Origin of the sequence: Pseudoxanthomonas sp. YR558, assembly GCF_900116385.1 — a bacterium.
In the GTDB taxonomy this organism is placed as follows: domain Bacteria; phylum Pseudomonadota; class Gammaproteobacteria; order Xanthomonadales; family Xanthomonadaceae; genus Pseudoxanthomonas_A.
Map to the genome: position 1 here is coordinate 717,380 of NZ_FPCI01000001.1, position 26,469 is coordinate 743,848.

Annotated in this window: 21 protein-coding genes and 1 tRNA gene; 13 read left to right on the forward strand and 9 right to left on the reverse strand. The window is 68.6% G+C overall.

Translation table 11 applies throughout. The annotated features are described in order from the left end of the window. Positions 1-7: 7 nt before the first annotated feature. From thrA to BM365_RS03320, 3 genes are all read right to left on the reverse strand, one after another. Entirely contained in the window at positions 8-2,500 is a 2,493-nt protein-coding gene (gene thrA / locus BM365_RS03310) for a bifunctional aspartate kinase/homoserine dehydrogenase I (protein ID WP_093486574.1), read from the reverse strand. Positions 2,501-2,832: 332 nt separating this feature from the next. Then, on the reverse strand, positions 2,833-3,288 hold the full coding sequence (locus BM365_RS03315) for a GNAT family N-acetyltransferase (RefSeq protein WP_093486576.1): 456 nt from the start codon (positions 3,286-3,288) through the stop codon (positions 2,833-2,835). Beyond that, positions 3,285-4,244 carry a hypothetical protein gene (locus tag BM365_RS03320; RefSeq protein ID WP_093486578.1) on the reverse strand — a complete coding sequence of 320 codons (960 nt, stop codon included), beginning with the start codon at positions 4,242-4,244 and terminating at the stop codon, positions 3,285-3,287. Before BM365_RS03320 ends, BM365_RS03315 begins: the two co-directional genes overlap by 4 nt. A 326-nt stretch (positions 4,245-4,570) precedes the next feature. Here BM365_RS03320 and BM365_RS03325 point away from each other — a divergent pair. The 6 genes from BM365_RS03325 to BM365_RS03350 all read left to right on the forward strand — a co-directional run bounded on the left by BM365_RS03325 (position 4,571) and on the right by BM365_RS03350 (position 9,877). Next, positions 4,571-4,647 (forward strand) — tRNA-Arg (locus BM365_RS03325). Between the two features lie 237 nt (positions 4,648-4,884). Then, entirely contained in the window at positions 4,885-6,417 is a 1,533-nt protein-coding gene (locus BM365_RS03330) for an L-piperidine-6-carboxylate dehydrogenase (RefSeq protein ID WP_093486580.1), read from the forward strand. A 149-nt stretch (positions 6,418-6,566) separates the two neighbouring features. Further along, positions 6,567-6,845 (forward strand): DUF4190 domain-containing protein, encoded by a 279-nt coding sequence (locus BM365_RS03335; RefSeq protein ID WP_093486582.1) that lies wholly within the window; start codon positions 6,567-6,569, stop codon positions 6,843-6,845. Positions 6,846-6,859: 14 nt separating this feature from the next. Beyond that, on the forward strand, positions 6,860-7,915 hold the full coding sequence (locus BM365_RS03340) for a quinone-dependent dihydroorotate dehydrogenase (RefSeq protein ID WP_093486584.1): 1,056 nt from the start codon (positions 6,860-6,862) through the stop codon (positions 7,913-7,915). After that, entirely contained in the window at positions 7,912-8,952 is a 1,041-nt protein-coding gene (gene murB, locus BM365_RS03345; RefSeq protein ID WP_093486586.1) for a UDP-N-acetylmuramate dehydrogenase, read from the forward strand. The genes BM365_RS03340 and murB overlap by 4 nt, the downstream gene beginning before the upstream one ends. A gap of 16 nt (positions 8,953-8,968) precedes the next feature. Beyond that, positions 8,969-9,877, forward strand: a complete 909-nt coding sequence (locus tag BM365_RS03350; protein WP_093486588.1) for a DMT family transporter — start codon at positions 8,969-8,971, stop codon at positions 9,875-9,877. Positions 9,878-9,889: 12 nt separating this feature from the next. On the opposite strand, the gene BM365_RS03355 is transcribed toward BM365_RS03350, so the two are convergent. Continuing rightward, a complete protein-coding gene (locus tag BM365_RS03355) occupies positions 9,890-12,631 on the reverse strand; it encodes a serine/threonine-protein kinase (protein WP_158253454.1) in 2,742 nt (913 codons plus the stop codon). Positions 12,632-12,726: 95 nt separating this feature from the next. Here BM365_RS03355 and BM365_RS03360 point away from each other — a divergent pair, with 95 nt between their 5' ends. After that, positions 12,727-13,623 (forward strand): GGDEF domain-containing protein, encoded by an 897-nt coding sequence (locus BM365_RS03360; protein ID WP_158253453.1) that lies wholly within the window; start codon positions 12,727-12,729, stop codon positions 13,621-13,623. 13 nt (positions 13,624-13,636) lie between these two features. Here BM365_RS03360 and BM365_RS03365 read toward each other — a convergent pair whose 3' ends face one another. Next, a complete protein-coding gene (locus tag BM365_RS03365) occupies positions 13,637-14,578 on the reverse strand; it encodes a DedA family protein/thiosulfate sulfurtransferase GlpE (RefSeq protein ID WP_093489439.1) in 942 nt (313 codons plus the stop codon). A gap of 386 nt (positions 14,579-14,964) precedes the next feature. On the opposite strand from BM365_RS03365, the gene BM365_RS03370 reads away from it, so the two are divergent. Then, positions 14,965-16,380, forward strand: coding sequence for a pectin acetylesterase-family hydrolase (locus BM365_RS03370; protein ID WP_093486594.1), 1,416 nt, complete (start codon positions 14,965-14,967; stop codon positions 16,378-16,380). A 54-nt stretch (positions 16,381-16,434) separates the two neighbouring features. Continuing rightward, positions 16,435-17,040 (forward strand): hypothetical protein, encoded by a 606-nt coding sequence (locus BM365_RS03375; RefSeq protein ID WP_139227299.1) that lies wholly within the window; start codon positions 16,435-16,437, stop codon positions 17,038-17,040. A 175-nt stretch (positions 17,041-17,215) separates the two neighbouring features. Here BM365_RS03375 and BM365_RS03380 read toward each other — a convergent pair whose 3' ends face one another. Both BM365_RS03380 and ispG read right to left on the reverse strand, forming a co-directional pair. Next, a complete protein-coding gene (locus BM365_RS03380) occupies positions 17,216-17,887 on the reverse strand; it encodes a phosphatase PAP2 family protein (protein ID WP_093489441.1) in 672 nt (223 codons plus the stop codon). A 4-nt stretch (positions 17,888-17,891) separates the two neighbouring features. Continuing rightward, entirely contained in the window at positions 17,892-19,157 is a 1,266-nt protein-coding gene (gene ispG / locus BM365_RS03385) for a flavodoxin-dependent (E)-4-hydroxy-3-methylbut-2-enyl-diphosphate synthase (RefSeq protein ID WP_093486598.1), read from the reverse strand. 95 nt (positions 19,158-19,252) lie between these two features. Between ispG and BM365_RS03390 the strand changes: the two genes are divergently transcribed. Together BM365_RS03390 and BM365_RS03395 are read left to right on the forward strand one after the other, a co-directional pair. Beyond that, entirely contained in the window at positions 19,253-20,476 is a 1,224-nt protein-coding gene (locus BM365_RS03390; RefSeq protein WP_175502071.1) for an ATP-binding protein, read from the forward strand. A 13-nt stretch (positions 20,477-20,489) separates the two neighbouring features. Next, positions 20,490-21,044 carry a response regulator transcription factor gene (locus BM365_RS03395; protein ID WP_093486602.1) on the forward strand — a complete coding sequence of 185 codons (555 nt, stop codon included), beginning with the start codon at positions 20,490-20,492 and terminating at the stop codon, positions 21,042-21,044. 3 nt (positions 21,045-21,047) lie between these two features. On the opposite strand, the gene BM365_RS03400 is transcribed toward BM365_RS03395, so the two are convergent. Both BM365_RS03400 and BM365_RS03405 read right to left on the reverse strand, forming a co-directional pair. Beyond that, positions 21,048-21,734, reverse strand: coding sequence for a hypothetical protein (locus BM365_RS03400; protein ID WP_093486604.1), 687 nt, complete (start codon positions 21,732-21,734; stop codon positions 21,048-21,050). Between the two features lie 42 nt (positions 21,735-21,776). After that, a complete protein-coding gene (locus BM365_RS03405) occupies positions 21,777-23,084 on the reverse strand; it encodes a hypothetical protein (protein ID WP_093486606.1) in 1,308 nt (435 codons plus the stop codon). 88 nt (positions 23,085-23,172) lie between these two features. On the opposite strand from BM365_RS03405, the gene xseA reads away from it, so the two are divergent. Both xseA and BM365_RS03415 read left to right on the forward strand, forming a co-directional pair. Further along, positions 23,173-24,534 carry an exodeoxyribonuclease VII large subunit gene (gene xseA / locus BM365_RS03410; RefSeq protein ID WP_093486608.1) on the forward strand — a complete coding sequence of 454 codons (1,362 nt, stop codon included), beginning with the start codon at positions 23,173-23,175 and terminating at the stop codon, positions 24,532-24,534. Between the two features lie 87 nt (positions 24,535-24,621). Next, on the forward strand, positions 24,622-26,442 hold the full coding sequence (locus BM365_RS03415) for a vWA domain-containing protein (protein ID WP_093486610.1): 1,821 nt from the start codon (positions 24,622-24,624) through the stop codon (positions 26,440-26,442). Positions 26,443-26,469: the final 27 nt, after the last annotated feature.

The window sequence follows — 26,469 nt, forward strand, 5'->3', positions numbered from 1 at the left end:
GCGTGCCTCACAGCTTGGCTCCCTGCCCTGCCGCCACGCGCAACACATCGGCGAACACGCCGGCCGCGGTGACTTCCGGCCCCGCACCGGGGCCCTGCACGATCAGCGGATTGTCGCAGTATCGCCGCGTGGTGAACTGCACGATGTTGTCGGTCAGCCGCAGGTTGGCGAACGCGTGCGCGGCGGGCAGCTCCACCAGTCCGACGCTGGCGCGGCCTTCCGCATCGAGCCTGGCCACGTAGCGGAGCACGTTGCCGGCGGCCTTCGCCGTCGCCAGGCGCGCATCGAAATCGGCATCCACTTCACTCAACCGCTGCATGAAATCGCCCACGCTCGCCTGCCGCAGCGACTCGGGCACGAGGCTCTGGACCTGCACGTCTTCCAACGCCAGCTCGCGGCCCGCCTCGCGCGCCAGGATCACCAGCTTGCGCGCCACGTCCGTGCCGGACAGGTCGTCGCGCGGATCGGGCTCGGTATATCCCAGGCCGCGCGCTTCGGTCACCAACTGCGAGAACGGCACGCTGCCGTCGTACTTATTGAACAACCAGGCCAGCGTGCCCGAGAAGATGCCTTCCACCGACACCACGGCATCGCCGGTATCCAGCAGGTCGCGTAGCGTGGAGATCACCGGCAGGCCGGCACCGACGGTCGCTTCATAGCGGAAGCGCGCGCCGCTGGCGGCGGCGGCCTCGCGGATGGCGTGATAGCGCGCCAACGGTCCGGCGCCGGCCTGCTTGTTCGGCGTGATGACATGGATGCCGGCGGCCAGCCACTCGGCATAGCGGTCGGCGACGACCGGGCTGGCGCTGCAGTCCACGATGACTGCATGCGGCATGTGCGCCGACAGCAGGTGCTGGGTGAAACGGTCCAGGTCAGCGGGCTGCGGGCTGGCGTCGAAGCGCTCACGCCAATCCCCACCGAGGCTGCGATCGTCCAACAGCATGCGCTTGCTGGAGGCGATGGCACGCAGGCGCAGGTCGAGATTGGCCTTGGCCAGCAGCGATGGCTGCGCTGCGCGCAGTTGCTCGATCAACGCCGCGCCCACGTTGCCGGGCCCGATCACGCCGATGGCGAAGGTCTGCGGCGACAGCCAGAATCCCGCATGAGCGGCACGCAGCGCCTTGGTCGCGTCTGCGCCGTCGATGGCGACGGAGATGTTCCGTTCGGACGAGCCCTGGGCGATCGCGAGGATGTTCACCTGGGCACGGGCCAGCGCGCCGAACAGGCGTGCCGACACGCCCGGCGTGCCGGCCATGCCGTCGCCGACCGCCGCCAGCACGCTGACGCCGTCGCGGCGCTGGACGCGCTGGATCTGGCGGGTATCCAACTCATGGGCGAAGGCGTCCAACAGGGCGGCTTGGCCCTTTGCGGCCTCGCTGGCCTTGACCACGCAGCAGATCGAATGCTCCGACGAACCCTGCGAGATCATCACCACCGACACATGCGCGTTGCGTAGCGCCGCGAACACGCGCTCCGCCGTACCCGGCACGCCGATCAGGCCGGTGCCCTCCAGGTTCAGCAGTGCCAGGTCGGCGCTCAGCGTCAGGCCCTTCACCGGGCCCACCGCGTCGCGCTCGGCGGTGATGCGGGTACCGGGATGCTCGGGATGGAACGTGTTGCGGATGATGATGGGCAACCCGCGTTCCATCGCCGGCGACATCGTCTGCGGATGCACGACCTTCGCGCCGAAGTACGCCAGCTCACAGGCTTCGTCGTAGCTCAGCGCGCCGAGCTGCACGGCTTCCGGCACCACCCGTGGGTCGGCCGACAACACGCCGTCCACATCCGTCCAGATGTGCAGTTCGGCCGCGTCGTAGAGGGCGGCGAAGATCGCGCCGGAATAATCGCTGCCGTTGCGGCCCAGGGTGGTGAAGCGGCCTTCGCGATCGCGCGCGACGAAGCCGGTGACCACCACCCGTCGCTGCGGATGCGTGGCGCGCCACGCGGCCAGCCGCTGTGCGCTTTCCTCCCAGTCGACCACCACGCCGAGTTCGCCATGGTCGACGCGCAACACGTCGCGTGCATCCAGCACGGCGCAGTCTTCGCCCTGCAGCGTCAGGTATTCGCCCAGCAGCCGCGCCGAACACACTTCGCCCAAGCCCTGCACGCGTTGCAGCACCAGCTCGGGCAGTCCGCCGATGACGATCAGTGCATTGAGGATCTCTTCCAGCCGCTGGAAGCGCTCGTCCACCCATTCGATCACCGGCCCGGCCGCTTCGCCCAACAGCGCCACCGCCGCGCCGCGATGCCGGGCCCGCAGTGCGTGCCAGCTTTCGTGCCACTCGGGACGGTTGGCAGCGGCCAGCTCGCACAACTCGATCAACGCATCGGTGACGCCCTTCATGGCCGACACCACGGTGACCTGCACCTCCTCGTCGCGCGCCAGCAGCAGCTTCGCCACGTGGCGGTAGCGCTCGGCGTCCGCGACGGAGGTGCCGCCGAACTTGTGGACGACGGTGCGGTGTTTCGGTTGTTCGACTTCGGCGCTGCGGGACGACATGGCTCAGGAACCTCGGTTGGGAGGCCCGGCACGCATCAGGAATCGGGGTGGCCCTGCATCCTGATCCGGGTGCGGGGCCGTGGGTTGCGAGTTACGCGAACACGACCAGCCGCACCTGACGAGTCAGGGTGGTAATGGTCGTAATCAGGGTCGTGCGTCCACCGCACGCATGCGCCGACGCCGGCATCGGGGCCGGGATCGTGTCAGCAAGCGCGTGGGCAAGGGATCGCATGACCGGAAGAAAAACACGGCACCCCGGGGGGCTGTCAAGCGTTGCGACGCAACAAAGCCAATGATTTCAGTTGGATGCAACTGAAACCAATCCACCTTGCCTACAGCGCGCGGGTCATGAAGACGCTGTTCGGGTCTTCGGCGTAATCGCCGAAGGGCGCGCATGGAAGGAAACCGGCACGCGCGTACAGGGCGCGTGCGGGTGCGAAGTAGTCCATCGAACCGGTTTCCAGGCTGAGGCGTGTGTACCCGCGCCCGCGCGCCTCGGCCAGGAGGTGTTCGAGCATCGTCGCGGCGACGCCACGTCGCAGGTGCGTCTGCGCGGTGCGCATGGATTTCACTTCGCCGTGGGTCGCGTCCAGCACGCGCAACGCACCGCATCCGGTCAGCGTCTCGCCGTCCCACAGCGTCCAGAAGGCGATGTCGGGTTGCCGCAGCGCGTCCAGGTCGAGCGCATGCACGCTTTCGGGCGGCGAGATGCGGTGCATCCAGTCCAGGTGCTCCTGCAGCAGCGCGATCACGGCAGGATGGCGGAGGTCCATGGCGTCCAGGCTCATTCGGCGCAGTCGTGGTCCACGTTCAAGACGAAGCACTGCCCCTCGCGCATCTGTTCGAGCATCGCCAGGTCCACGCCCCTGACGCCGCCGTGGTCCATCGCCCGCATGGCATCGGAGACCCGCGATCGCGTGTCGGCGCGGCCTTCGAGCGTGCAGCGCCGCGCGGTGCATTGCACGCGGGTGATGTCCAGCGATCCCGCCACCTGCTCGCCGAGCTTCCGGGTCAGGGGTGCACACATCGCCACGCTGGCGTCCGGCGCGGGTGTCGGCACCTCATCCATGGCGCCGCTGAGGTATTTCTTGGCCAGCAGGCGGGCATCCCGCTGCTCCTGGGTCTGGTACGGCATGAAGACACCGTCTTGATACATCTCACGCGCCGCCAGCGGCCGATCGTCGTTGGCCACCCACTTCGCCCAATCGATCGGCGTGATCTCGGCGGCCGGCGCGGGCGCGGCATGCCACCAGTACTCGCGCTCGCCTTCCCCCAGATCGATGTCGGGTTTGCAGCCATCGCCGCACCAGATGGAAAAACTCTGCCGGACCTTGTAGCGCGTCACCGCCACCAAACCACCGTCCTGGGCCCGCGTCATCCTCACTTCGCCGCGGTCCATGTGGTCGACATCCGGCATCTCGTCGCCGCTGAAGACCACCCATCCTTTCTCGCAGGAATAGGCCATGTTGCTGATCGAGGTGGTCAGCTGCTGCGTCAACATCGGCGGCGGGACGCGCACCTTGCGGTGGTCACGCTCCAGGCGCAGCCCACCCACCGCCTGCCGCGCCACCAGCGATCCGGCCCACAGCGCGTACTGGTAGGGCTCTTCGCGACGCCACGCCTTGAAGGCCGCGTGCGTATCTTCCGTACTGCTCCAACTGCTGAAGACGATCTGCTGATCGTCGATGGCATCGATGCTCCACACGCCGTAGTGGTCGGGCACCTTGTCGAGCGCGCGCTCCATGGCCACTCCTAGGAACCGTTGCCGCTTCCCGCCAGCGTGATTGAACGTGTAAGTGCCGCGCAGGTCGGGACAGCCTTGCTTGAAGCCCGCAAACCAGCCGGGAGCCGGCGCGGGGATGCCCTCAGGACGCTGGGAACACCCCACCAGCAGCAGGACCAACAGGACCGCTCCCCATCCCCGCATGCACCGCCCCCGTCTTCATCGTCGGACAAGGTGTAGCGCAGAACGCACCGGATGCGCCACCGCGGAACCCAGCGGCCATCAAACGTTCGCTAGGCGGACGTCTTGGGAGGCGTCACGACCATGCGCTATCCTTCCGACGTCTTGGCCCCGTAGCTCAGCTGGATAGAGCGTCCCCCTCCTAAGGGGAAGGTCGCACGTTCGAATCGTGTCGGGGCCGCCATCTCCTCTCCCTTGCGCACACCTCGTCGAATCGACGAGCGATCCGTTGCCGCATCGGCAATCCGAGCAAACCCGGGCGCTGAATCCTCGGCGTTCCGCGCAAGCGCACATCGCGCCGGAACCTCCGGAAAAACAGGGGCTTACGTACGACCTGCCCCACCCGCTCTGGTAGAATCGCGGACCCCTTTCGATGCCGTGCGTGGTCCGGCGGCATCCCGTGCAATGACCTGGAGCTTCCATGCCTGCTGACCTCCTCAAGGCCCTCGGCCTCGCCACCACCAACTCCGGCACCTATCTCGGCAGCGGTGAGTGGTCCACGACGACCGACGCCGGCCTGCTGCAGTCGATCAACCCGACCACCAACGAGGTGATCGCCGAGGTCCATGCCAGCAGCCAGGCCGACTACGAGAAGGTCGTCGCCCGTGCGCAGGCCGCGTTCAAGATCTGGCGCACCACCCCGGCGCCGCGTCGCGGCGAAGCGATCCGCCTGTGCGGCGAAGCCCTGCGCAAGCACAAGGACGCGCTCGGTTCGCTGGTCGCGCTGGAAATGGGCAAGAGCAAGCCCGAGGGCGATGGCGAAGTGCAGGAGATGATCGACATCGCCGACTTCGCCGTGGGCCAGAGCCGCATGCTCTATGGCTACACCATGCACTCCGAGCGCCCGGGCCACCGGATGTACGAGCAGTACCAGCCGCTGGGCCTGGTCGGCATCATCAGCGCGTTCAACTTCCCGGTCGCGGTGTGGGCATGGAACTCGTTCCTGGCCGGCATCTGCGGCGACATCTGCATCTGGAAGCCGTCCAACAAGACGCCGCTGACCGCGATCGCCAGCATGAAGATCTGCAACGACGCGCTGAAGGCCGGCGGGTTCCCGGACATCTTCTTCCTGATCAACGATGCCGGCGTCGAGCTGGCGCAGCAGTTCGTCGACGACAAGCGCGTCCCGCTGATCAGCTTCACCGGTTCCACCCAGGTCGGCCGCACGGTCGGTGAGCGCGTCGCGCGCCGCATGGGCCGCAGCCTGCTGGAGCTGGGCGGCAACAACGCGATCATCCTGGACGAAACCGCCGACCTGAAGCTGGCCGTGCCGGGCATCGTGTTCGGCGCCGTCGGCACCGCCGGCCAGCGCTGCACCACCACGCGCCGCCTGATCGTGCACGAATCCATCTACGACAACGTGCTCGCCACGCTGATCAAGGCGTACAAGCAGGTGGAAGGCAAGATCGGCGACCCGACCGACCCGGCCAACCTGATGGGCCCGCTCAATAGCCAGGGCGCCGTGCAGCAGTTCCTGGATTCCATCGCCAAGGCCAAGGCCAGCGGCGGCACCGTCGAAACCGGCGGCACCGCGATCGACCGCCCGGGCAACTTCGTGCTGCCGGCGATCGTCACCGGCCTGAAGAATTCCGATGAGGTCGTCCAGCACGAGACGTTCGCGCCGATCCTGTACGTCATGAAGTACAAGACGCTGGACGAAGCCATCGACATGCAGAACGCCGTGCCGCAGGGCCTGTCGTCGTCGATCTTCACCCAGAACCTGAAAGCGGCCGAGCAGTTCCTGTCGGCGGCCGGCAGCGACTGCGGCATCGCCAACGTCAACATCGGCACCAGCGGCGCCGAGATCGGTGGTGCGTTCGGTGGCGAGAAGGAGACCGGTGGCGGCCGCGAGTCCGGCTCGGATGCATGGAAGGTCTACATGCGCCGCCAGACCAACACGATCAACTACTCCGACTCGCTGCCGCTGGCACAGGGCATCAAGTTCGACCTCTGAGTGCGTCGTAGCCGGCGCGCAAGCGTGCCGGCAGCCCCGCGAGGGCTCACGTTCTGGGATAATCGCGCCACCCTCCGGGGTGGCGCGCGTGTTTGCGCCGGCCCGATCCAGCGCCAGCGCACCTCCCTGACCCCTGCACGGAGCTCCTGATGAACCAAGCCCGCACCACCAGTAGCCTCGCCATCGCGAGCCTCGTCTCCGGCATCCTCGGCTGGACGCTGCTGCCCTTCATCGGCACGCTCGTCGCCATCGTCACCGGGCACATGGCGCGCGGCGAAATCCGGCGCAGCGGCGGCACGCTGGACGGCGACGGGCTCGCCATCGGCGGCCTCATCCTGGGCTGGCTGTCGGCACTGCTGTGGGTCGTGGGCATCATCGTGCTCTTCATGTTCCTGGGCGGTCTGGCCTGGCTGGCGACGCTGAACTGAGCCCGCCCGCCTCCATGTATCCCCTCGCCCGACCTTTCCTGTTCGGCCTGGATGCCGAAACCGCCCACGGCCTGGGCCTGAAGGCCCTCGACCTCGCCTACCGCACCGGCACCACGCCGCTGGTGGCGCGGCCGATCACGCCCATGCCCACCAAGGTCATGGGCCTGACCTTCCCCAATCCGGTCGGCCTCGCCGCCGGCATGGACAAGAACGGCGCGCACATCGACGCGCTGTTCGGGCTGGGCTTCGGCTTCGTCGAAATCGGCACGGTCACGCCCAAGCCGCAATCCGGCAACCCGAAGCCGCGCATGTTCCGCCTGCCGCAGCACAAGGCCGTCATCAACCGGCTCGGCTTCAACAACGAAGGCGTCGACGCGCTGGTGCGCAATGTCGAAGCCGCGCGCCGCGACCGCGGCCTGCTCGGCATCAACATCGGCAAGAACAAGGACACCTCCAACGAGCGTGCCGCTTCCGACTACCTGTACTGCCTCGAGCGCGTCTACCGACTAGCCGACTACATCACCGTCAACATCTCCTCGCCCAACACCGCCGGACTGCGAGAGCTGCAGGAAGAACAGGCGCTGCGCCAGCTGATCGGCACGTTGCGCGATGCCCAGGAAGACCTCGCCGCCCAGCATGGCAAGCGCGTGCCGATGCTGGTGAAGATCGCGCCAGATCTGTCCGACAGCGATATCGACGCCGTCGCCCGCGTGCTTGGCGACATGCAGGTGGATGGCGTGATCGCCACCAACACCACCGTTTCGCGCCTGAGCGTGCAGGAGCACCCGCAGGCCCGCGAAACCGGGGGCTTGTCCGGTGCACCGCTGATGGGCCAGGCCACGCTGGTGCTGCGTCGCATGCGTACGCGCCTGCCCGACACCATCCCGTTGATCGGCGTGGGCGGCATCCTGTCCGGCGCCGATGCGGTGGCGAAGATGTCCGCCGGTGCCTCGCTGGTGCAGTGCTACACCGGCCTCGTCTATCGCGGACCGGAACTCGTGCGCGAATGCGTCGAAGCGATCCGCCGCCGCCGCGAAGCCCCCAGCCGTGGCCCGGTAGCCCCCGAATGACCCAGGGGTACCGCCTTACCGCGCACGCGCCGCTGCGTGACCGCACCACCTTCGGGGTACCGGCGACGGCACCGTGGCTGATCGAGGTCGACGACACCGCGGCGCTTCCCGAGGTACTCGCCCTGCCGCAGGTCACCGAGGCGGAAAGCCTGGTGATCGGCGGCGGCAGCAACCTGCTGTTCGCCGGCGATGCCCCGGGCGCGGTCATCGCGATGGTCACGCGCGATCAGCGCGTGCTGTCGGACGATGGCGCGCAGGCGCGCGTGCGCGCCGATGCCGGCGTCGCCTGGCATCCCTTCGTGATGTGGACGCTCGAGCAGGGCCTATGCGGCCTGGAGAATCTGGCGCTGATCCCCGGCACCGTGGGCGCATCGCCGATCCAGAACATCGGCGCCTACGGCACCGAGGTCGGTGAATTCATCGAGGTGGTCGAAGCGCTCGACCGCCACAATGGCGTGATGGTGAGGCTGGACCGCGCGGCGTGCGCCTTCGCCTACCGCGACAGCGTGTTCAAGCACGAGGCCGATCGTTACCTGGTGACGGCGGTGGAGTTCGCGCTGCCGCGCACGCCGCACCTGCGCCTGGACTACGCCGGCATCCGCGAGGAACTGGGCGCGATGGGCATCAGCGCGCCCACGGCGCGCGACGTGGGCGCGGCCGTCGTGAACATCCGCCGCCGCAAGCTGCCGGACCCGGCCGTCGTCGGCAACGCCGGCAGCTTCTTCAAGAACCCCATCATTTCCCAGGCGCAGGCCGACGCGCTGCTGGTCGACTACCCCACCCTGCCCGTGTTCCGCGGCGACGCCACGCACAACCGCAAGGTGTCGGCGGCCTGGATGATCGAAGCGTGCGGCTGGAAGGGCCATCGCGACGGCGATGCCGGCGTATCCGCCGCGCACGCGCTGGTGCTGGTGAACCACGGCCTGGCCACCGGCGCGCAACTGCTGTCGCTCGCGCGGCGCATCGCCGAATCGGTGCATGCGCGCTTCGGCGTCGCCATCGAACCCGAGCCGAAGATCATCGGCGCGCGCTGGTAGGCCGTCGCACCGTCCCATGCCCACCGTTCCCGCCCACTTCCGCGCCGCCGTGCTGATGCTGGGCAGCACGGTGTTGTTCGCGCTGATGGTGGTCTCGATCCGGCTCGCGTCGGCGACGCTGCATACGTTCGAGATCGCGTTCTTCCGCAATTTCTTCGGCCTGCTCGCCGCGGCACCGCTGATCCTGCGGCATGGGCCGGGCATCCTGAAGACCACCCAGTTCCCGCGCTACCTGTTCCGCTGCCTGATCGGCATTTGTTCGATGCTCGCGGGGTTCTGGGCGATCGGCCACCTGCCGCTGGCGCAGGCGGTATCGCTGTCGTATTCCACGCCGCTGTTCGTCACGCTGGCCGCGGCGGCGATGCTCAACGAGCAGGTGCGCGCGCGCCGGTGGACGGCGGTGGGGCTGGGTTTCATCGGCGTACTGGTGATCGTGCGGCCAGGCACCACTGAGTTCACGGTGGACGCGCTGATCGCCGTGCTCGCGGCCGTGATGAGCGCATTGGTCGCCATCCAGATCAAGCAACTCTCGAACACCGAGCCGGCCGACCGCATCGTCATCTACACCACCCTGTTGTGGGTGCCGATGTCGCTGCTGCCTGCGCTGGCGGTGTGGGAATGGCCGCAGGGCATCACCTGGGTGTGGGTGATCGCCGCCGGCGTGCTGGGCACCGGCGGCCACATGTTGTGGACGCGCGCATTGAAGCTGGGCGAAGTGTCGGCGCTGACGCCGATCAGCTTCATGCAGCTGCCAGTGGTCGCGCTGTTCGGCTGGCTGCTGTTCGACGAAACGCTCGACTCCTGGACCCTGGTCGGCGCCGGCATCATCTTCGGCGCCAATGCCTATATCGCCCATCGCGAAGCGGTGCTGGCGCGCCGCGCCGCCTCCGAGGCGCCGAGCGCCGCGGCCAAGCCAGGCGAGTGATGCGTCGTCCCGTCAGCCTCGCTTGAGAGGTTGCTTGCCCGGCCGTTTGCCTTCGCGATAAAGCCGCACGAAATCGGCATCGTCATCGCTCAAGGTCTTGGGATCCGCCGCCAGCAGCGGCGCGACGTACTGCCGGTACAGCGGCTCGGCCTCCGCCTTTCGCCCCAGTTCGCCGTAAGTATCGATCAGGTTCCAGGCGGCGATGCGCGTTTCCAGGTCGGTTTCACCCAGGACCCGCCGGCGCAGCTCGAACAGCCGCTGGTACTCCGGCAGCGCCTCCGGAATACGGCCCAGCACGCGCAGCGCTTCGGCACGGATGACCATCGTGATCTGCGCCTGCGGGTGCTTTTCGCCGAGCGTCTTCAACGCCAGCGGCTGCACGTCGCCCAACAGACGCAGCGCCGCTTCCGGCTGGCCGGCATTGAGCAGCGTGCCGGCATGGTTGACCAGGATCGACAGCGTGTCCGGATGCGCGGCGCCCTGGGTACGGCTGCGCGCGGTGATCACCTGCTCTTCCAGCGGCAGTGCCGCGGCGAAGTCGTCGAGCCTCGCGTACGCCGTCGCCAGGTTCAGGCGGGTGCGCACCGTCTGCGGATGATCGCGACCGAGCACGCGCTCGCGCGCGGCAAGCACGTCCTGCAATGCCGGAACCGCGGCTTTCACCGACGTCTCGTCGCCGCCATCGATCATCATCGTGGCCAGCGTGCTGCGCGCCTGCAGGGTGATGGGATGCTCGCTGCCCAGCTTGGTGGTGTAGCGCGTCGTGAGGTCGCGCTGCATCGCGATCGCCGCTTCCTTCTCGCGATTCATGATGCGCAGGACGGCCAGGTTGCCCATCGCGGACAGGGTTTCGTCGTCGTCCGGCCCCAGCGTCGCGGTCCGCAGCGCCACCACTTTCTCCATGTTGGCGCGCGCCTCGGGTAGTTCGCCCAGGTTGCGCTGGACGGCGGCGAGGTTGTTGGTGGCCTCCAGCGTGGCGGGATCGCGCTCGCCGACGCTGGCGAGCAGGCGCTCCTGCACGGCCTGCACGACGCCCTTGGCACGCGGGCGATCGCCACGTGCAGAGATGACCTGCGCCTGCGCCAGCTCCAGCTTGACCCGCACGCGGTCGTTCACCGGCAGCGCGAACGCGCGAGGCAGCGCCTTCTGCAACACGGTCTCGGCCTGGTCGATGTGCGCCCCCTCCAGCAGCGCCTGCACCTGTTCGTTGCGTGCGCGCAGCGTCTCCGGTGCACCCTCGCCCAACGCAACCGCGCGGTGTTCGGCGACCTGACCGAAATGCTCTGCCGCCTTGTCGTAACGTCCGATGGCGGCATACACGCGCGCGACCGATTCACGCAGGCTGGCGGCCACGTCGGGCTGGTCGGCGAAATCGCGAGCGATGGCCGCTTCTGCATTGGCGAGCAACTGGCGGTCCACCAGGTCGCGCGCCAAGTCGCCGGTACTCGCCTTCGCCAGCGTCGCGCCGAACGCGGACGCGGCGCCCGGGTCCACGCTCGTCACCTGACGGACCAGCCCTTCGGACAAGCCCACGCCCATGGTCTCGATATCGATGCCTTCCAGCATCGACTGCTGGAAGGCCGCGACCTTCTCCAGTTCCGCGCTGCGCGATTCGGCCACCGCACGCTGCGCGCGCGCCTGTTGCAGGCCATACAGCGAAAGCCCCAGGCCACCGAACAGCGCGAGCAACACCACCGCGGCGGCGGCCGCCGCCGTGCGATGGCGGCGCAGGAACTTGCGCGCCGCGTACGCACGGCTAGGCGGTACGGCATGCACCACGCGGCCATCGAGATAGCGCTGGAGGTCGTCCGCCAGCGCGGCCACCGAGCCGTAGCGCGCTTCGCGATCGTGTTGCATCGCCTTGAGCACGATCCAATCGAGATCGCCGCGCAGGCGGTCGCGCATGCCGGCCGGCGAGAGCCGGCGTTCGTCGGCAAACTGGCGTGCCTGCTCCACCGGCAATGCCGCCAATCGCGACGAAGGCGCCACGGCGGTGGGCGTATCCGCCGCCCAGGTCTCGCCGACTGCATCCGGGCGCACGCCGGTAATCAGTTCGTAAAGCACCACGCCCAGCGAATAGACGTCGCTGCGCGTGTCCACCTGGTGCGCGTCGCCATGCGCCTGTTCCGGACTCATGTATTCGGGCGTGCCGGCACGCTCGAGCGCCGCCTCGCCCGCCAGCGAGGCCGCCATCGCGATACCGAAATCGATGATCTTCGGCACGGGCCGGCCATCCAGCGTGTCGACCAACAGGTTGCCTGGCTTCAGGTCGCGGTGGACCACGCCCTTGTGGTGGGCGTGCTGCACGCCTTCGCAGACGCGGATGAACAACCCCACGCGCTCGTCCAGCGACAGACGCTGTTCGCGGCAATAGCGCGTGATCGGGCTACCCTCGATCAGCTCCATCGCGAAGAACGGAAAGCCTTCCTCGGTGGCGCCGGCGTCGTAGATCTGCGCAATGGCGGGGTGGCGCATCTGCGCCAATACCTGCCGTTCGACTTCGAAATGGGCCAGGTGGCGTGCCTGCAGTTTCTGCGCGCGCAGCAGCTTCAACGCTACCTCGCGGCGGACGGGTTCGAGCTGCGCGGCGCGATAGACCTCGCCCATGCCACCGCGGCCGAGCAGGCCTTCGATGCGATAGCGGCCCAGCCGCGCGCCGGGCGCCAGCGTGCCGTCGGGCGCGGTCGGTGCGTCCTGCAGGCGCGTGGCCAGCTGCTCGGTGGGCGCGAGGTCGTCGTACGGTTGCGATGTCATGCCACTATCCCCGGTGGGCGACGCCATGGTACTGGAAGCCTGTCGCCGCCGGCCGATCCGGTACACTCCCGGACGCATCCGCCTTCCGCGCTCGCATGTCCCGGGACCCCCAAGACCCGCATACCACGCTCCGGACCGTCCTCAGCGACGGCCCGCGCCCGCTGTCGCCCCGCTCCGCCTGCGTGGTGGTGATCCAGGGCGAAGGCCTGGGCCGGCGCGCGGACATCGGCGACCAGCGGGTGGTCGTGGGCCGTTCGCAGGAAGCCGACCTGCATATCCCGCACAACAGCGTGTCGCGCCTGCATTGCGAAATCTGGCGCGATGGCGAGACCTACCGCGTCCGCGACCTCGGCGCCACCAACACCACGCGCTTGAACGATGCACCCGTGCAGGAAGCCGCGCTGGCCGACGGCGATCACCTGACGCTGGGCGAAAGCATCCTCAAGTTCATCAGCCACAGCAGCGTGGAAGCGCACTACCACGAAGAGATCTACCAACTGGCCACCCACGATGCGCTGACGGAGATGTACAACCGCCGGCATTTCATCGAGACGGTGGAGAGAGAGATCGCGCGCGCGATGCGCCACCACCGCGCATTGACGATGTGCATCATCGACGTGGACCTGTTCAAGCCGATCAATGACCGCTACGGTCATATTTCCGGCGACCATGTGCTGAAACAGATCGCGGGGCTGGTGCGCCGGCACGTTCGCAACGACGATGCCGCCGCGCGCATCGGCGGCGAGGAGTTCGCGGTACTGCTGCCGGAATGCGGACCCGAAGCCGCCTACGGCTTCGCTGAGCGCCTGCGCGAAGCGGTAGAAGCGGTAGTGTTCCGGCCTGGCGGCGAAGCGCAGCGCATCACCGTGAGTATCGGCATCGCCTCGCTGACACCCGAGCGCGACACCTGCAGCCGGATGATGGCGGCGGCCGATGCCGCGCTGTACCGCGCCAAGAGCGAAGGCCGCAACCGGGTCTGCATCGAACCCTGACGGGCAAACAGGGTCAGCCGCCCAGCCGCTCCACGCCATATCCCGCTGCCCGCCACGCGTCGATGCCACCGCGCAGCGGCAGCACGTCGCGGAAACCCGCCGCACGCAGGCGCCCCGCCATCCAGGCCGCCGACACTTCGTCCGGGCAGGCGCAGTAGATGACGATCTTCCCCTCGCGCGGATAGGTGGCGAGGATGCCGTCGAGCTGGCGCTCGTCGGCGAAGATCGCGCCGGGGATGACGTAGGGATCCACATCGCGGAAGCCGGGCGCGCGGATGTCGAACACGACGGGCGACGCGCCGGCGCGCACCAGCGCGTCGAGCGCCGGCGGATCGATGCGGGCGGACTCCAGCGATTTCAGCAAGGTACGCCGACGCCACCACCGCCAGCCGACGTAAGCGACCAGCGCGGCGATGATCAGGACGACGGCGCCCGTGCCCAGTTGCGACAGCGCATCGATGACGCGCTCCACCTGATCGGCGAACAACACGCCCAGCCCCAGTCCCAATGCGGCCCACAACGCGGCCCCCAGGCCGTCGTAGCGCAGGAAACGCGGCAGGCCCGCCTGCATCGCGCCGGCCAGTGGCACGGAGACCATCGACAGGCCGGGAATGAACTTCGCCACCGACAGGATGCGGATGCCGAAGCGTCCGTAGAATCGTTCGGTGCGCTTCATGCAGGTGTCGCGCGACAGCGACAACCGGCACAGCGACTGCAGCGTGCGGTTGCCGTAGCGGCGACCGGCGTAGAACCACACGCTGTCGCCGATCAGCGAGGCCAGCACCGACACCCCGAGCACGCCGACCAGCGGCAGCCACAGCGGATCGGCGTGCAGCGCCAGGCCGGCGCCGACCAGGATCAGCGTGGGCATCGCAGGCACGGGCAGGCCCAGCGACAACGCCAGCACGTTGGCGAACACCAGCAGCACGCCGTAGCGGTCGATCAGTTCCTGCATTGCGATCCCCGGTGAGTCCACGTCGCTTTCCGCGCCGTGGGTCGGCATGTTCGACCTCGTGCGCGTCATCGGCAAGGCGTGGCCCTGCAACGATCCGTTGCCGGGCAGGATCGCGCACGCCTGTACCACCCGCCCGCGCGCCGGCCCTGCTGCGCTGCATGATCCGGGGCCGCGTCGAGGTGCCGCCGAACGCGCCGGAAGGGGGGCATTCCGGCCAATGCAGGGGGCGTGCGCAGCCAAACCCGCGCCCCTCACGCCGGCTTAATCCCTCCGCCGGCGTACGGGTCGACCATCCGCCGCTGTACGGTCGCCGCCCCCACGCGTGCCGCACGCCAAGGCAGTCCATCCCGTTGAACGTCCACAGACTCTCGCCGGAGGATCCGATCATGGTTGCACCCGTACGACCCGCCCGCCTGCCCCTCATCCTGGCCACCGCCGGGCTCACCCTGATGGTGGCGGCGCCCTTGAAGGCCGAAGAAGGCGATTACAGCTTCTGGCAAACCCTGGTGAACCTGGTGTCGCCGCCCAAGGCCGACAACAAGGTCACCGCCGCGCAGCGCACCGGCAACTATCCGCTGCTGTCGAATCCGTCCGGCTTCAACGACGGCTTCCAGCCCGGCCGCTACGACGCGTGGCAAACCATCCAGTTGGCAGCATCGACCGGTGCGGTATGCGGCGACGGCTCGCCGTTCAAGTTCTTCGTCAACCGCGTGGCCGATACGCGCAACACCATCATCTACATGGAAGGCGGCGGCGCGTGCTGGGACTACGCCAGCTGCACGGGTCAGAGCGGCATCCGCGGCGCGCGCAATCCCAACGGCATTCCCGACGACTACATGAGCCTGCTGAATCCAGGTGCCAGCCTGGTCAGCCCGTTCGTCACCCGCGTCAGCCCGTTCGATGCGGTGAAGACGCAGGGTTGGAACATGGTCTACGTGCCCTACTGCACCGGCGACATCTACAGCGGCGACCGCGTGGCGGTGTACGCCGACCCCAGCGGCCAGGCCGCGCCGCTCGTGTGGCACCACAACGGCGCGCGCAACGTGCGCGCGGTAGCGAGTTGGCTGAAGGACAACCTGCCGCGGCCGACGCAGATGTTGTCCACCGGCTGCAGCGCCGGCGGCGCCGGCAGTCTGACCAGCTACCACCCGCTGCGTCGCGACCTCGCGCCCACGCGCAGCTTCCTGATCGACGATTCCGGCCCGATCTTCCCGACCCTGAAGAACGGCAATCCGGTGGATTACCCGTCGCAACCCTTGATGGCGCTGATCCGCAGCGCCTGGGGCCTGGACCAGCCGAACGGCCCGCTGCCCTACCTCGCCAGCGGCCTGCCGCAGTTCGACCTCAACGAACTCGGCAGCCTGTACCCGGCGCTCTCCAGCAAGTACGCGAACGACCGCCTCGGCCATACGCACTTCTGGAAGGACCTCAACTATTCCTCGTACTCGTACGAGCGCTTCTATCCCGACATCGCCAACGCGCCCGACCAGGCGACCAAGGAAGCGCGCATCCACGCACGCTGGAACACCGACACGGCACGCCTGCGCGACCGCCTGAACACGCTGAACAACTTCGGCGGCTATTTCCCGCAGTACCGCGCGCTCAACGAGAGCCACTGCACCACCATCGTCGACTTCAAGAATGTCGACGTGCAGGCGCAGAACCTGGAGCTGAAGCACTTCATCGACAGCGTGCTCGATGGCCAGGGCAAGGTGATCGATGCCAGCGAGCAGGACGACAAGGCGGACAAGGCCAAGCCGTTCAACCCGCTCTACTGGCTGATCGACCAACTGCTGGGTTAAGGGGACCGTCGTGGGCCGTCGCCCTGCGGCGGCCCACGCGACCCGGAGGAACGCATGAAACATCCGCTCGCTTGGGCCCTGGTTCTCGCCACCGCAGCCGGAGGCGCGCTGTGGTGGCAATCGCACGCCACGCGCTCACCGCCCTCGCCTGCCGTGGCGGATGCGACGCCATCCGCATCGCTGGCCGTAGCCGGCCTGCAGGCGACACCGCAGGCGAAGGAGCATCGGGAACGCGAGCGCTTCGAAGCTGACGCGAAGGATTTCTTCGCCCGCGCATCCTCCCTGCGCCCGGTGGAACGCAACGAACGGGCCGAGGCGTTGTCGCGCCAGATCGATCACTACGAAGGCCATGGAGGGCTATCCGCAGGCGAAGCCGTCCTGCTGCGCACCGCGCTGGTCAAGGCGACGGTGGAGGATCCCGCTCGACAGGTCGAAGAAGTCGCCGCGATCGCCGACCGCTACCGCACGCATGCCGACCAACGCATGGCGGCGTTCGCGGCCCAGCAGCGCAGCGATCCGCGCTTCCAGGCCTACAAGACGCGCGAGGCGCAGGTCGTCGCCGAGGTGATGGCGATGACGTCGGTGCCAGCCGGCCTCACCCGCGACCAGTACCTGCGCCAGCGACTGCAAGAGGAGCGCGAGCGGGCTTACGCGCCGTAGCGACCGCTCCTTTGTAGGAGCGACGTGAGTCGCGACCGCACGTCATCCTTCGCGACATGCCTGCGGCACGCCCAAAGCAACTTCCCCGTGCTGATATCGCGCGATCATGGGGCAATCGGAGAGGTTCGTTCGTGCGGTCGCGACTTACGTCGCTCCTACAGAAGGCGGAGTGCGCCTAGCGAATCTGCCATGGCCGTTCGCGGATGCGGTAGAGCACCAGATAGACGCCAGACACCCATGCGATGCCCGCGGCCCAGCCGCCGAGGATGTCGGATGGATAGTGCACGCCCAGGTAGATGCGCGACGCACCCACCGTCAACGCGAACAGCGCCGCCAGCGCCACGGCCAACCAACGCCAGCGGGTATGCCAGCACAGCAGCACGACCACCATCGCCAGCGTCGCCGACCCCATCGCATGCCCGCTGGGGAAACTGAAGGTGTGCTCGGGCGCGATGGATTCCCACAGGGTGGGCCGGTCGCGCTGGAAGAACTGCTTCGTCGCCAGGTTCAGCAGCGCCGATCCCGCGAACGAGGCACCGGCGAACGTGGCTTCGCGCCAGCGCCGCGCGACCAGCAGGCCGATCGTCAGCGCGATGTCGACCGGCACCACGCCCCACTGGTAGCCGATCGCCGACATGAAGACGAAGAAGCGGTCCAGCGCCGGCCCGGCAAGCGCGTGCGCGCGCCACAGCAGCGGATCGTCGAAATAGAAGACTTCCAGCTCGTGGACTTCGTCGGCGAGTTCGACGAACAGCCACAGCGGCGCCAGCAGGCACAGGAACAGCAGCACCAGGCGGCCGCCATGCTCGCGCAGCAGGCTGGCGATGAAGCGTCCGCCTTGCGCCAGCCTGTCAGCCGGTGACACGCGCGTACTTGGCCTCGACGTAATCGTCGATCAGCGCGACGAACTCGTGGGCGATGTTTTCGCCACGCAGGGTGATCTTCTTCTCGCCGTCGACGAACACCGGCGCAGCCGGCGCCTCGCCCGTGCCCGGCAACGAAATGCCGATGTTGGCGTGGCGCGATTCGCCGGGCCCGTTGACCACGCAGCCCATCACGGCCAGCGTCATGTTCTCGGCGCCCGGATGCGTGACCTTCCACTCCGGCATCTTGCCGCGCACATGCTCCTGCACGACCTTGGCCAGTTCCTGGAAAAACTCGGACGTGGTGCGGCCGCAACCGGGACACGCGGTGACCATGGGCGTGAAGGCACGCAGGCCGGTGGTCTGCAGCAGTTCCTGCGCGACGATCACTTCCTGCGTGCGCGACTGGCCGGGTTCCGGCGTCAGCGAAATGCGGATGGTGTCGCCGATGCCTTCCTGCAGCAGCACGGCCAGCGCGGCGCTCGACGCCACGATACCCTTGCTGCCGATGCCGGCTTCCGTCAGGCCCAGGTGCAGGGCGAAATCGGTGCGGGCCGCCATGTCGCGGTACACCGCGATCAGCTCCTGTACGCCGCTGACCTTGGCCGACAGCACGATGCGATCACGCGGCAGGCCGATCTCGACGGCGCGTTCGGCCGAATCCACCGCCGAGCGGATCAGCGCCTCGCGCAGTACGCGGCCGGCGTCCCACGGGATGTCGCGCGTGTGGTTCTCGTCCATCAGCTGCGCCGCGAGCGCCTGGTCCAGCGAGCCCCAGTTGGCGCCGATGCGGACCGGCTTGCCGTAGCGGATCGCGAATTCGATCAGCTGGGCGAACTGGGTGTCCTTCTTCTTGCCGAAGCCGACATTGCCCGGATTGATGCGGTACTTGGCCAGTGCTTCCGCACAGGCCGGCTCGCCCGCCAGCAGCTGGTGGCCGTTGTAGTGGAAGTCGCCGATCAGGGGCACCGTGATGCCCATCATCTCGAGCTTCTCGCGGATGCGCGGGATGGCGGCGGCGGACTCGGGATTGTTGACGGTCAACCGGACCATCTCCGAGCCGGCGCGCCAGAGTTCGGCGACCTGCTTCACGCTGCCGGCGATGTCGGCCGTGTCGGTGTTGGTCATCGACTGCACCACCACCGGGCGGCCACCGCCGACGACGGCGTTGCCGATCTGGACGGCCTGGGTGATGCGGCGCGGCCAGGGCGCGGCGTCGGTGGGGGGCGTGGGGCGGGTGACGGCGTCGTGCATGCCGCCATTGTAGCGTGGGCACCCCACCGGCCTGCGACGTCATGCCGCAGGCCACGTGCGCGAGCTTGCTCTAGCATGTACCGATGCCGAATACCCTGCTGACCACCACGCCGTCGTTCCTGCGCACCCTGTGCAACCTGCGCTGGGTGGCGATCGTGGGCCAGGCGGTGACGGTGCTCGTGGCATTGGGGCCGTTGGGCATCGCCCTGCCGCGCTGGCCGCTGTGGGGCGGCATCGCAGCCCTGGCGCTGTTCAACGTCTATGCCACCTGGCGCAGCTACCGACCCGGCGAAGAAACGCCCGCCGAGGCCTTCGCCCACATGCTGGTGGACGTCGCGGTGCTGTCCTGGCTGGTGGCCTGGAGCGGTGGCATCGGCAATCCGTTCAGCTCGATGTTCCTGCTGCTGATCGCGGTCTCCGCGCTGGCCCTGCCGCTGCGCTGGGTGTTGGCCACCGGCGTGGCCTGTCTGCTGGGCTACATCCTGACCGCGGTCTTCGGCCGGCCGCTGCCGCACCTGCACGGCAACAACTTCAACGTGCACCTGTGGGGTATGGCGGTGAATTTCGTGCTTTCCGCCGGCGTGGTGTTGTACTTCTCCACGCGCCTGGTCGCCGCGCTGCGCCTGCGCGAACAGGAACTCGCGCGCCTGCGCGAGCGCTTCGCGCGCAACGAGGGCATCGTCGCGCTCGCCACGCACGCCGCCGCCGTCGCGCACGAGCTCAACACGCCGTTGGCGACGATGACGCTGCTGACCGAAGACATCCGCGAACACGCGAGCGAACCCGACATCCGCGAGGACGCCGGCACGATGCGCCAGCTGATCGACCTGTGCCGCGACCGCGTGCGGGCACTCGCCGCCTCGGCCGACATGGGCGTGCACCAGCGCGTGGACCTGGACGACGTGGTGCAGCGTTGGCAACTGATCCGCCCGACGGTGGAACTGCAGCGCACCGGCGCCTTGCCACCCTGGCTGGCGACCGATGCCTCCACCGGCCACCTGCTGCAGGCGCTGTTGAACAATGCCGCCGACGCCAGCCGCCAGGCCGGTTCGCAACGGGTAGACCTGGATCTGCGCTGCGAAGGCGACGAGCTGGTCGGCACCGTGCGCGATTACGGCAATGGCTTCCATGAAGCGCTGCCGTTCCAGGCCGAGCAACTCTTCCGCACCAGCAAGCCCGAAGGCATGGGCGTGGGCCTGGCCCTGTCGCATGCCACGATCGAGCGGCTGGGCGGGCGCATGACCATGCGCGCCGTACCGCCCAAGGGCGTGCAGGTGCAATTCCGCCTGCCGGTGGCAGGCCACGACGAAACACCCTGACGCGAGGTTCCGGATGAAAGGCCTGCTGGTCGACGACGACGAACTCTATGCCCGCACGCTGCAGCGCAGCCTGGCGCGCAAGGGCATCGAGACCCAGATCGCGCTGGATGCGCCGAGCGCGCTGGCGCGGGCGCGCGAATTCCAGCCGGATTTCGCCCTGGTTGACCTGAAGCTCGGCAGCGATTCCGGCCTGGCCCTGATCGAACCGCTGCGCGGCATCCGCGCCGACATGCAGATCCTGCTGGTCACCGGCTACGCCAGCGTGGCCACCGCCGTGGAATCGATCAAGCGCGGTGCCGACGACTATCTGCCCAAGCCTGCCACGGTGCCGACCATCCTGCGTGCGCTGGGACTGGAAGCGCCCACCACATCGCTGGACGATGCCGACGCGGCCGAAGACACGATGACGCCGCTCAGCCGGCTGGAGTGGGAGCACATCCAGCAGGCGCTCGCCGAAACCGAAGGCAACATCTCCGCCGCCGCGCGCCTGCTGGGCATGCACCGCCGCTCACTGCAGCGCAAGCTGGCCAAGCGGCCGGGCCCCGAGCGCCGCTGGATCGACGAGTAACCGTCAGCCGGGCGGATCGCGGTCCGGATCCGAGGCGAGGCCTGCGCCAAGGCCCATGCCGGCGCCGGCACCCATGCCTGCGCCCACGCCGCCCGCACCGCTACCGGCGCGCGTCCCGCCGGCCTGGCGATCCTCGCCTTTGCCGCCCTCGCCCTTGCCCTTGGTGGCCACCGGTCGCGCCGGCCCCTGCCGGGGAATGGCGAGGCCGGTGGGAACGGGCTCAAGGTCGAGCACGCTGCGGATGAAGTCGCGCAGCGAGACCACCAGCGCATGCGTGTGGATGGGCTTTCCGGCGGCAAGGTCGGTGGCGGCCTGCGCCGCCAGACGCACCTGTTCGTCGGTGCCCAACAGGATGATGTCCGACAAGGCCGCTTCGACCGCATCGCGGATGCGACGGCCACGATCGCTCCCGGTGTCGTCCTCACCGCCCTCATCGCGCAGGCGTTGGCGCAGTTCGCGCAGGTGGGTGGGATCGACTTCCAGGTCACCGGTGAACGAGCCGCCCAGCGTCTTGTAGGCGGCGATCAGCGTGCGAAGACGCTCGTTGATCTGGCGGTTCTCGCGCGCACGCCGTTCCTGCACCGTCTGCATGACCAGCAGGCGGATGCCGACGCCGATCAGCGTGATCAACGCCAATCCCGCCAGCGTGGTGAGCAGGCCCTGCCACGAACTGAAATCCAGACCGCGCATGGATGTCTCCTCCGGAATGCCTACGGCAGCTTAGCGGACGCGTCAGCGCGCAAAGGCGACGCGCGCGCCGCGCAGGTGCGGCGCCGCGTCCGCCACATCGGTCCACACCAGCCAGGCCGCGCCGTGCGCCCATTGCAGGCGCGGAATGCCGCTGGCGCGTCCGCGTGCTGCGAGCGTGGCAACATCGGTGCGCTGCGCCTGCTTCCAGGACTCGTCGTAGCGACCCAGGACGAGGCGCTGGTCCGCGCCATCGCCCTCCTCCAGCCAACTGACGAACACATGCCCGTCGCCTCGTACCAGCCCGAGGCGGCCCAGCACCTGCGGCCCCTTCGCGAGCGTGACGGGTGCGCCGAACGTATCGCCGGCATCCTGCGAGCGCGCCGCGCGCACCTCCGGCATGCCGTCGGCTTCGGTGTACCAGGCCACCCAGACCGACGACCCATTGGCCACGACCATCGGGCCGTTCACCGGACACCCCGCGATCTCCCAGCCGTCGGCATGGACGTCGCGCGGCGGCGTCCACGCGGTTCCGTCAAAGCGGACGAGGCGGGTGTCGCGGATCTCGCCCGTCGTGCGACCTCTGTAAACCACAACGGTGCCGCGATCCGTCACGGCGGACGAGGTCGTGCAACAGTCGCAGGTGGACGCATCCAGCGCCCACTCGGCCTGTTGCTGCACATGGGCGTCGTACAGCGCAGCGCGCAGCATCATGGGCGCGCCTCCCCCATGATCGTGTCCGCCGTCGTCGTGCCCCGCATGACCCGCTGCCGCCTTCTGGCGGCTGTCCAGCCAGGCAATGCCCAAGCGATCGCGCGCATGCGGCCAGAACGTCACGAATCCATGGTCGCCACGCGTCGGCGGATGCACCAGCTGAGGGGCGCTCCAGGCGCTTCCGCCCGTTTCCGACCTCACCAATGCGATGCCGTAGTCCATCGGATCGGGGCCGGTGCGGCGCAACCAATGCGCCCACAGCGAGCCGTCCTGCAACGCGAACACATGGGGCGTGTCGGCCCAGTTGCGGAAAAGATCATCGCCTTCGGCAATCGTCGCCGGCGACGACCAGGCGCCCTGATGCGCCTTCGCATCCCATCGACTGACCCGGAAGCGCTGCTGCGTTCCCTCGGCGGGTTCGAGCCAGCTCAGCAACAGCCCACCCTCTGGCGTGGCCACGAGATCCGGCTGCGCAGCGCCCTCCGCCACCGGCAGCGCCCAGGCATGCACGGTGCCTTGCGACGCGGACGGCGCGGTCGCAACGGGCGCATCCGCAGGCGTACAACCGGCGACGACCAGAGCCATCAGCCACGGCGCCACCCAGCAACGCCATCCGGACGAACGAAGAGGCATCGGCATGCAGCGGTTCCGGGCGACAGGAGACCGCCATTCCACCATGGATTCCACATGGGCGGCGGCATCGGCGGCCAGCGTTTATCCTTGCGGCATGACGGACACGGCCCGCGACATCCTTACGCCCAGCCAGCTGAACGCGCTCGCGCGCAACCTGCTGGAAGACACCTTCCCGCTGATCTGGGTGGAAGGCGAGTTGGGGAACGTCACGCGGCCGGCGTCGGGGCACCTGTACTTCACCCTGAAAGACGCGCGCGCCCAAGTGAAGTGCGCCATGTTCAAACCGAAGAGCCAGTGGCTGAAGTTCGCGCCGCGCGAAGGCCTGGGCGTACTCGCGCGCGGACGGCTGACGCTGTACGAAGCGCGCGGCGACTACCAGTTGGTCGTCGACCACATGGAAGAGGCCGGCGAAGGCGCGTTGCGGCGCGCGTTCGAGGAATTGAAGGCGAGGCTCACCGCCGAGGGCCTGTTCGATGCCGACCGGAAGCGCCCGCTACCCGCGCATGTGCGGCGCCTTGCCGTGCTCACGTCGCCGACCGGCGCGGCCGTGCGCGACGTCCTGAGCGTCCTGCAGCGGCGCTACCCCTTGCTGGAGGTCGACGTGCTACCCGTGCAGGTGCAAGGCGAAACCGCCGCGGCGCAGATCGTCGAGATGCTGCAGCGCGCGGGACGCAGCGGCCGCTATGACGTGCTGCTGATAACGCGCGGCGGCGGCTCGCTGGAAGACCTGTGGGCCTTCAACGACGAGCGTCTGGCGCGCGCAATCGCGGCCTCACCGGTGCCGGTGGTGTCCGCCGTCGGCCACGAGACCGACTTCAGCCTGGCCGACTTCGCCGCCGACCTACGCGCGCCCACGCCGTCGGTCGCCGCCGAATTGCTGGTGCCGGACCGCCGCGACCTGCTCGCACGCGTGCGGATGCTGCACAGCCGACTCGCGAGCACGCAGGCCCATCGCCTGCGCAACGCTATGCAACGCGCCGATCGCGCGGCGCTGCGCTTGAACGCACAACGTCCGCAAGCGCGCTTGGCGATGCTCGGCCAACGCCAGGATGCGGCCGTGCGACGCTTGCATGCACTGTGGCAGGCGCGTCGGGCCCGCCACCTGGCGAGTCTGCGCCACGCCGAAGCGATCCTGCGCGCACACGCCCCGCAGCGCCGCCTTGAACAGTTGCGCGCGCGTCTGCTGGCCCTCGCACCACGTCCGCAAGCGTTGGTGGCGCGCACGCTGCAACGCGACGCCCTGCGCCTGCGTGCCCTCGCCCGCTCGCTGGAAGCCGTCAGCCCCCTCGCTACCGTCGCACGCGGGTATTCGCTGGTGACGAAGGAAGACGGAACCCTGGTGCGGTCGGTGGCGCAGGTGCAGGCCGGCGACCAGGTCTCCGCGCGCCTTGCCGACGGCCATGTGTCGCTGCAGGTGCTCTCGACGCACGCGACGCCTACTTCGAAAGACCTGTGATCGCCGCGAGGGCACGCGCGATCCCCGGTTAACCCCACTCCTTAAGCCCGGGCGTTCGACCTTCCGTACCCACCACGGAGTCACGCCATGTCGCACCGCCGCCTGACCTTCACCCTGCTCGCCGTCGCCATCCTCGCCGGCTGCAACTCGAACCCCACCGCGCAGCAGGTTCCCGCCGGGAAAACGGACACCCCCTCATCGCCAACGGAGGCCGTGGTCGCCGAAGCGGCGGCGGACGCCGCGGCAGCCGCGACCGCCGCAAGCTCGGAAGCCGAGCGCCGCGAGCGCGCGACGCTCGACAGCGTCGTCGTCACCGGCGCACGCCTTTCGCGTCAGGAAAAGGCCGCCGTGGCCGCACCGCCGGCGTATGCCTATGCGCCTCCGCCCCCACACGCTCCTGCCTCGGTGGGCTACCTCCAGGGCAATGCCATCGGTGGCGTGGCCGCTTATCCACAGGCGCAACCCGCCAATACCGAGAAGTACGCCGAACGCGACGACAATCCCGTGCGGCGCACGCTGGACGAGCCGGTCTCGACGTTCTCCGTCGACGTGGACACGGGCAGCTACAGCAACGTGCGCCGCATGTTGCGCGATGGGCAGCGGCCGCCTTCCGATGCGGTCCGCGCTGAGGAGTTCATCAACTATTTCCGCTACGGCCATGCCGCGCCCATGGATCGCAGCCGCCCGTTCCGCGTGACCACCGAACTGGCGCCCGCGCCGTGGAACGCCAAGCGCCAGGTGCTGATGGTCGGCATCAAGGGCTACGACGTGCCGAAGGCGACGCTGCCGGCATCGAACCTGGTCTTCCTGCTCGACACCTCCGGTTCGATGGAATCGCTGGACAAGCTACCGCTGCTGAAGCAGTCCTTCGCCCAGCTGGTGCCGCAGCTGCGTGCGCAGGACCGCGTCAGCATCGTGGTCTATGCGGGCTCCGCAGGCCTGGTGCTGCCGCCGACGCCGGGCGATCGCCACGACGAGATCCTCGCCGCGCTGGACCGCCTCCAGGCCGGCGGCAGCACCAACGGCGGCGATGGCATCCGCTTGGCCTATGCGATGGCCAAGCAGGCCTACGTGCCCAATGGCGTCAATCGCGTCATCCTGGCGACCGATGGCGACTTCAATGTCGGGACCATCAGCCAGGACGCGCTGGAAACGATGGTGGCGGACCAGCGAAAGTCGGGCATCGCGCTGACCACGCTGGGTTTCGGCACCGGCAACTACAACGACGCGCTGGCCGAGAAGTTGGCCGACGTCGGCGATGGCAACCATGCCTACATCGACACGCTGCAGGAAGGCCGCAAGGTGCTGGTCGAAGAGATGCAGTCCACCCTGCTGACCATCGCGCGCGACGTGAAGATCCAGGTGGAGTTCAATCCGGCCGTGGTCGCCGAGTACCGCCTGATCGGGTACGAAAACCGCGTGCTGGCGAACGAGGACTTCGCCAACGACAAGGTGGACGCCGGTGATATCGGTGCAGGCCACGAGGTGACGGCCCTGTACGAAATTACCCCGGTCGATTCCGGTGCAGATCGCCTGCCGGCGCTGCGTTATGGCGGCAAGACCGTAGCGGCCGGCGCGGCCACCGGCGAGGTCGCCCATCTGCGCCTGCGCTACAAACTACCGGGCCAGGACGCCAGTCGCCTGATCGAAGCACCAATCGCACGCGATTCACTGACGACGCAACCCACCGATGCCTTCCGCTTCGCCACCGCCGTGGCCGCGTATGCCGACCTGCTGCGCGGCGGCCAGCGCATCGACGGCTGGGCCTGGAACGACGTGGCGCGCACTGCCCGTGCGGCGACGGGGCGCGATCCCTACGGACTGAAGGCAGAGTTCGTGGGCATGATCGACCAGGCACACCGCCTTGTCGCCGCCCAGACGGATGCGCCGGCGATTGCCGGCGAGTGATCGTGGTCCATGCGGATGCGGCAGGGA